Below are 2,229 nucleotides of genomic sequence, written 5' to 3' on the forward strand. Positions count from 1 at the left end.
TACTATCAACTCAGGTTATCGGTTATCAGGTTATCGGTAAAGAGCAAGCAGTAGCCTGCTATCTCAAATTACCGATTACTGATTACCTGATTACCGATTACTTTAAATAATCACAATTTATACCCCAGTGGAGTATAGTTTCGTCCTGAGATCAGCCGAACGGTATTTAATTACCAGTTACCAATCACCAGTTACCAGAATCAAATTCCGTGCGTTATTTGTTCAACACGACAATAGGACATCAAAACCAAATTGTTAATCAATTATGAGATGTCGGTCCTCAAAAGCTTGCACTGATGAAAATCCGTGATGGAATCCTGCGCCTGGTAAATAGTTTTTAATTTTTTCTCTGCGTCTCTGTGTCTCTGCGGTGAACGCTTACAGTTAGTCTAACAGACAAAACTTAAATTCTTCTACGGATAGTAAGGTTAGATTACTTAAGATATTACTGAAAGAGATTATTTCTGGAACCAGGATATGTGCCTTCTTGAGTTGGGTTTCTTCCTTAAACACCATTCTTGGAATATCATCAAAGATGATTTTGCCTTTTTCTAAGACAATAATCCGATGGGCATATTCAGCCGCAACCCATATACAATGAGTAATGATAATAATTGTGTGACCTCTTTTATTTAATTCGACTAAAAGATTCATTATGCTTAATATCTCATAATAATCCAGGCCGGTTGTTGGTTCATCTAAGATTATAATTTTGGGTGTGCAGGCAAGGACTCCAGCCGTGGCTAATTTTTGTTTTTCACCTTTGGTAAGTGCAAATGGGTCATCATTTTCATATACCTCTAATTGAACAGCATTTAAGGCATCATACACTCGTCTTGAAACTTCTTTTTCTGGAACGCCAAGATTTCGCGGGCCAAAGGCAATTTCATCAAATATCGTGTTTTCAAATATTTGACAATCAGGATTTTGGAAAACAAAACCTACTTCTTTTGCCAGGTCAGATGTTTTTCTACGGCGAGTATTTATCCCGGAAATAAGGACATTGCCTTTTGTTGGTTTAAGAAGTCCATTGAAATGTTTGGCAAGTGTAGTTTTACCAGAGCCATTTTGCCCTAAAATCGCCACAAATTCTCCCTGTCTAATCGTCAGATCTATTCTATCTAAGGCATTATGCCCCTCAGGATAAGTATATTCTAAATTTGCCGCCTCAATCACTGGTTCCTGGTAGAATTCTGTCCTTTTGGCATCCTGCCATTTCAAAACATTGTATCTTCCTTCTGGTATTTGCCAGTTTTGCTCTTTGAAGATTTGATGAGCATCCTCGAGATTCAAAGGTAGTTTCTTTTTATATCTAAGTTCTTGAAATAATTTAGGTATTTGAGGTGGTCGGATACCACATCTTTCTAAAAGTGTTACTTTGCGTAAGACTTCATCTGATTTCCCTTCTAATACTATCTCCCCGCGGTCCATCAGAATGATTTTATCAGCGTAATATGCCAGTTCAATCTCATGTTCGACTAAAAGTAAGGTTACACCTTCTTCTTTTAAAAGTGAGCAGACAGCAAAAATCTCTGATTTACCAAGTGGGTCTAAATCTGTCGTTGGTTCATCCATAACCAGTATTGTAGGCTTCATGGCCAAAATAGAGGCAATCGCTAATCGTTGTTTTTCACCACCTGAGAGTGTGGTTGAATTCCTTCTTTCAAAACCTGTTAATCCCACTTTAAGCAATGATTCTTTTATCCGTTGGTTTATTTCCTCTCTTGAAACAGAAAAGTTCTCTGGCCCAAAGGCACATTCTAATTCTACATTAGTTGAAAATAACTGTGATTCAAAATCCTGGAAAACCATACCTACATCTTTCGCCATTTCAAATACCTTTTTTTCGACTGTCAGTTCATTAAGAACTTCCACGGTGCCATAAAATAGACCGTTATAAAATTTAGGAATTAAGGCATTTAGAACTCGACAAAGTGTAGATTTTCCCGCCCCACTTTTGCCCATAATGACAACAAGACTACCCTGCTGAACATCAAAATTCATCTTATTTAAGACATTATAATACATATCCTGATATGCAAAGGAAACATCTTTTACCTTAATCGCATCCACCGTATTCAATTACCTCCCTCTGATATTATATGAGGGTCGGACCTATTCTAATCCCGCATCAGAAGTAGGATTAGAGAGATTATGTAATAATTACACCTCCCATCCTTAAATCCTACCCATATCGGTTTGTCCTCCCCTTTATTCTTTCCTTAAAAT

1 protein-coding gene is annotated in these 2,229 nt (G+C 37.3%); it reads right to left on the bottom strand.

All coding sequences use genetic code 11. The features are described from left to right. Nucleotides 1–384: 384 nt before the first annotated feature. A complete protein-coding gene (locus AB1414_19580; protein ID MEW6609615.1) occupies nucleotides 385–2,073 on the bottom strand; it encodes an energy-coupling factor transporter ATPase in 1,689 nt (562 codons plus the stop codon). Nucleotides 2,074–2,229 lie beyond the last annotated feature (156 nt).

The organism is bacterium (assembly GCA_040755795.1).
In the GTDB taxonomy this organism is placed as follows: Bacteria; UBA9089; CG2-30-40-21; order CG2-30-40-21; family SBAY01; genus JBFLXS01.